Source organism: Xanthomonas axonopodis, assembly GCF_001304695.1.
Classification (GTDB): Bacteria; Pseudomonadota; Gammaproteobacteria; order Xanthomonadales; family Xanthomonadaceae; genus Xanthomonas; species Xanthomonas axonopodis.
Map to the genome: position 1 here is coordinate 1 of NZ_JFAQ01000076.1, position 5,022 is coordinate 5,022.

Sequence of the window (5,022 nt, forward strand, 5' to 3'; positions counted from 1 at the left end):
CAAGCCACCGAGCTGGGCAAAACGCCGCAAGGTCGGGATCTCGTGCAGCGCTTCTTCCATCGCCGGATCGCTCAACGCATACCACTGCTGCAACAGATGAATCCGCAACATCGTCGCCAGTGCGTACGGCTGCCGACCGGGCCGCCCCGATACTGGATAGTGCGGCGCGATCAGACCGAGCAATTGCTGCCACGGAACGACCTGCTCCATCTCGGCCAGGAAGATCTCCCGGCGGGTCTGCTTGCGCTTGCCCAGGCCCTCAGCGTCACCGAACGTCAGCTGCATGGATGTCTCCTCACTCCGAAACGATAGTGTCCCGCTTTTTTGGCGCGTTGTTCAGAGGTTCCTTAGCCCAGTTACTGGCACAACCGGCTTGCAGCTGCCGAACAAGCAATGGGACAGCGACCCCACACAGACGAAGTTACCCCCGATGCGCGGCCGCCAGATACTCCGCACTCTGCATTTCGATCAAACGCGAAGCGGTGCGCTCGAAGGCACCGGCCAGGCGCTGGCCGCTGTACAAGGCCGGCGGTGCGTCCTGCGCGGTGCAGACCAGATTGACGTGACGGTCGTACAGCTCGTCGATCAGGTTGACGAAACGGCGCGCGGCGTCTTCGTTCATGCGGTCGAAGTGCGGAATGCCGCCCAGCAACACGGTGGTGAACTCGCGCGCAATCTCGATGTAGTCGCTGGGACCGCGCGGGCCTTCGCATAGCGCAGCAAAATCGAACCAGGCGATGCTCTTGCCACGTGCGCGCACCGGAATCTTACGCGCCTCGATTTCGATATTACCGGCGCGCGCCTCGGCGTTGCCGCTCAACTCGGCCCAACGCTGCGCAAGCCAGTCGTCGGCCTGTGCATCCAGCGGAGCACGATACACCGGCGAGCGCGTCAGCGCGCGCATGCGGTAATCCTCGGTGCCTTCTGCGTAAAGCTCCACGCAGAACTTCTGCAGCAACCCGATCGCCGACATGAAACTGTCACGCTGCAAGCCGCTGGCGTAGAGATTTTCCGGCGCGGTATTGGACGTGGTCACCAGCGTCACGCCTTCGGCGAACAGGCGTTCGAGCAGGCGTGCCAGCAGCATCGCATCGCCGATATCGGTGACGAAGAATTCGTCCAGCACCAGCACGCGCAGATTCTCACGCCACTGCTGGGCGATCCAGGCCAGCGGGTCGCTTTGACCGGCGTGCTCGCGCAATTGCTCGTGCACGCCACGCATGAAACGATGGAAGTGGGTGCGGTATTTCTGCTTGATCGGCAGGCCGTCGTAGAACAGATCGACCAGAAAGGTCTTGCCGCGCCCGACACCGCCCCAGAAGTACAAGCCGCGCACCGGCTCGGGCTTTTTCCAGAATGCCGACAGCCGATCCAGCCAACCATCCTGCGCGCTGTCCACCAGCGCCTCGTGGATGCGGTCCAGCTCCGCCAGGGCCGCCTGCTGCGCAGGGTCGGCGCGCCAATCGCCGCGTTGTACGCCGGCGGCGTAGCGCTGCGACGGGGTCATCTCACTCATTGCATTCTCCGCGGGCCGGCTGTTGCCCGGACCGCTCAACAACGCATCGCCGGGCGATACGCGTAGGCCGTGCCGCGGTCAGACTGCGGCCGGCAACCAGCGCCGGACACCATGCTGGATCGCACCGCGCAGGTCGATCAATTTGCGGTGGAAAAAATGGCTGGTGTCGGGCATGCGCACCAGCTCGGGTTGCTGCTCCAGCGTTTCCAGCCAGTCGTAGACCGCTTGCGGGTCGACGATCTCGTCGGCATCGCCCTGGATCACCAACCATTGCGCCGGCGGCTGGATGTCGCTAAAATCCCAGCGCCCGGCCGGCGGCGCGATCGAGATCAGCACCTGCGGTTGGAGCGAGCCGGCGGCGCGCAACGAGACATACGCGCCGAAGCTGAAACCGCCCAACCACAACGTGTGGCCGGGCCGCTGGGCGCGCACCCACTCGGCAACTGCACGCAGATCGTCCTGCTCGCCATCGCCATGGCCGAACGCGCCGGCCGAATTGCCGACGCCGCGGAAATTGAAGCGCACCACGGTGATGCCCAGCTCGCGCAGCGCGCGCGCGGCCATGGTGACGACCTTGTTGTGCATGCTGCCGCCCTCGGTGGAGAGCGGATGGCAGAAGATGGCGGTGACCGCGTGTGCGGCAACATCCGGCTCTGGCAAATCGACCGCGACATCCAGCGGGCCGACCGGCCCCTGCAAGGTCAACGCAGCCGATGCGGTGGGGAATGAGGGATTGGGCATGCCTGCATAATAGCCGCCCCGCCGGCCGCATTCATCGCCCTGCCTGCACACTTCGTTGCGTTGCCCATGCATTTTCTGCTGTTTGCCGTTGTCTGCAGTGTCCTGGTGTCGGTGCTGTTGAAGCTTGCGGCACGCCACCGGATCGACGTGTTTCAGGCCATTACCTGGAACTACGCCACCGCTGCACTGCTGGCCTGGCTGGTCCTGCATCCTGCGCTGAACACGCTGCGCTCCACGAGCGCGCCCTGGTTGGCGTTGCTGCTGTTGGCCGTGGCGCTGCCCTCCATCTTCCTGGTGCTGGCACGGTCGGTCGGGGTGGCCGGCATCGTGCGCACCGATGTTGCGCAACGCTTGTCGTTGGTGCTCTCGTTGGCCGCCGCCTTCACCGTTTTCGGCGAACCGGTCAATGGCTGGAAACTGGCAGGGCTGGCGCTGGGCATGGTGGCCATCGTGTGCATCGTGCGACGCCCCCGTCAGCACGTCGCGACCGATCCGCTGCCGAGCACAATCGACTTGCCCTGGCTGATTGGCGTATGGATGGGCTTTGCGCTCATCGACCTGCTGCTCAAGCACATTGCGCAGGCCGGAACACCATCGCTGACCTCGTTGACGTTGTGTTTTGCGCTGGCCTTCTTGCTGATGCTTGGCGTGCAGAGCGTGCGTTGGGCACGTGGCGTACGCCTGAGCACCCGCAGCATGCTTGCCGGCGTGCTGTTGGGTGCGCTCAATTTCGGCAACATCCTGTGTTACGTGCGTGCGCACCAGCTGCTGCCGCACAGCCCGGCGACCGTTTTTGCCAGCATGAATCTGGGCGTGGTCGGATTGGGGGCGCTGGTCGGCAAGTTGGGATTTGCCGAACGCCTTGGCCTGCGCGGCTGGTTGGGGCTGGCATTGGCGGCACCGGCCATCGCGGCAATCGCCTGGGGGATACGTCTGGGCTGACGCTCCCGCGTTCGGCCTACGCGACGCTGGTTCGCTAAACGCCTCCGGCACCGAAATGGGATCGCTACGATGGGCGCACAGTTCCGAAAGGAGTATCCGATGCGCACGAATTTTTTTTCGCGCAGCTATCATCCAGGCGCTGCAGAACCAGCCAGCCGAGCGGCTGCCGATGTGCCAGCAGCAGCTCATGCGTCAGGTTCACAGCACGCGCTGCCTCAGGCCCCCAGGACCGATGCGGTGAGGAATGCCTCCAGGTCGCACCTGGGCATGCTCGCGTCGGCACGTAAGTCGCTGGCGAGCCTGCGCAAGCGACTGCCTTCGATGTGCCTGGGTTCACCGATTACCGAACCAACGCAGACCCAGGGCAGGCCATCCATACCCAACGCCTCCATGCCCAGTCCGCGGCCGCAGATGACGCAAACCGGCCTGGACGCGCAAGGGCCGGCTTCCGTAGTCAACCCCTTCTACCTGAATCCGCCGCGACCCCCAGCACGGCATTGGGCGCATGTGGCGACTGCACGGACGCCAGAGCCCAAGCAGGTGCCGCCAAGCTGCACCGGGGAGAGATGGCAACAGCAACAATCTCCACATCGGCGCAATCCGCCCCCCCCGGCGCAGGGGCAAACGGGAACCATCCGCGCTTCAGATCGCGTGCCTGTCCGCGGATACGAGAAGAACGGCGGCGAGGACAGGCGACGGCTGGGACAGAGTCCCTTCGATACCGACCGAGCGAGGCAGCGTCAGCACACCCTCCAAGCCTCGCCCCCATCGCTGGTGTCACCCAGCGTATCCCCAACCTCGTCCTCGCCGAATCAGCGCAAGCGGGAGACGCTATTGGATAGTCTGAATAGACAATTGGCACCGTATAACAAGCTGAAATACCAGATCGATACTCGTGATGATCGTACGCCCACAGCAGAAGAACGAGAGCAACTTGAGACGCGTCAGGCGCTGATCAAACAACGCAATCAAGTCCGTGACATTCAACTCAATAGCATGCTTAAGGGGCTTGCCCCTATGGAAAAGATCAAACCACCGAAGACAACGACCAGTGGTGCGAGCTTCGTCCAGAGCAAAGTAATTGAGGCCAATCGGCTTGCCTTCTTCGCTGTAAAAGATAAGGATCTCGACATGGGCTTGATCGCCAGGGACTACGCAAAGGCGCGGCGTCGCATTGAGTCCATGAAAAACAGCGGGGCTGATTACAATAAGCTCGCGCGTCTGGAACGCATGATGGAGGGTTACAAAAACTGGCTGGCATTGGAGCAGATGATCGAGCAACTCAATGATGTGCTCGCGGAGATGGGCGGGCCAAAGCTGACTGACAGCGACCCTAGTACTCCGCGAGAGCGTGAGGAAGCTGAGCAGTTGGCGCTCGACTCCCACCGAGAGTCCATGGAACAAGGTTATTGGTAATGAAATCCTGACGGCCAGGGGGAATGTCACCCGCATGAGGCGGCTGAGACTGCACGCACCTTTCAGCACGCCGCCATGTGCTTGATGCGATAACAAACACATGGGCAAAAGTACTGCGCATGCCTGGTGGTGAAACCACTGTCACCGCGCCCAATGCGGAAATGGGTCGTCCAGCAGCTGCCATTGCGCCGGCCCTTGCCGTAGTTCCCGGTCGCTGAGCAGGCACGCGTCCAGCGCGGCGCGTGTGCGCGGTGCATCCATGTCCACGCCGATCACCGCCAGCTCCTGGCGGCGGTCGCCCCAGAGCGGATGCCACAGCCGTTGCATCGCGGCATATTCGTTGGCATCGCCCACCTCGTGGGGTTGCGGCAGTGGCGCGGTCCAGCACTGGGTCTGTTGCCGCTGCC

Annotated in this window: 6 protein-coding genes; 2 read left to right on the plus strand and 4 right to left on the minus strand. The window is 63.3% G+C overall.

Annotated features, from left to right (window positions below; translation table 11 throughout):
* From XAXN_RS08090 to XAXN_RS08100, 3 genes are all read right to left on the minus strand, one after another.
* A partial coding sequence (locus tag XAXN_RS08090) for a transposase (RefSeq protein WP_134984851.1) occupies nucleotides 1–285 on the minus strand: 285 nt, incomplete at its 3' end.
* Between the two features lie 136 nt (nucleotides 286–421).
* A complete protein-coding gene (gene zapE / locus XAXN_RS08095; RefSeq protein ID WP_054319167.1) occupies nucleotides 422–1,516 on the minus strand; it encodes a cell division protein ZapE in 1,095 nt (364 codons plus the stop codon).
* A gap of 78 nt (nucleotides 1,517–1,594) precedes the next feature.
* Nucleotides 1,595–2,257 carry an alpha/beta hydrolase gene (locus tag XAXN_RS08100; RefSeq protein ID WP_042824494.1) on the minus strand — a complete coding sequence of 221 codons (663 nt, stop codon included), beginning with the start codon at nucleotides 2,255–2,257 and terminating at the stop codon, nucleotides 1,595–1,597.
* Between the two features lie 66 nt (nucleotides 2,258–2,323).
* On the opposite strand from XAXN_RS08100, the gene XAXN_RS08105 reads away from it, so the two are divergent.
* Both XAXN_RS08105 and xopR read left to right on the plus strand, forming a co-directional pair.
* Nucleotides 2,324–3,199, plus strand: a complete 876-nt coding sequence (locus tag XAXN_RS08105) for an EamA family transporter (protein ID WP_054319168.1) — start codon at nucleotides 2,324–2,326, stop codon at nucleotides 3,197–3,199.
* Nucleotides 3,200–3,298: 99 nt separating this feature from the next.
* Nucleotides 3,299–4,615, plus strand: coding sequence for a type III secretion system effector protein XopR (gene xopR, locus XAXN_RS23395; RefSeq protein WP_277422470.1), 1,317 nt, complete (start codon nucleotides 3,299–3,301; stop codon nucleotides 4,613–4,615).
* Between the two features lie 141 nt (nucleotides 4,616–4,756).
* Here xopR and XAXN_RS08115 read toward each other — a convergent pair.
* Nucleotides 4,757–5,022, minus strand: a 266-nt coding sequence (locus tag XAXN_RS08115; RefSeq protein WP_134984852.1) for a GTP-binding protein, incomplete at its 5' end; no start/stop codon positions are given.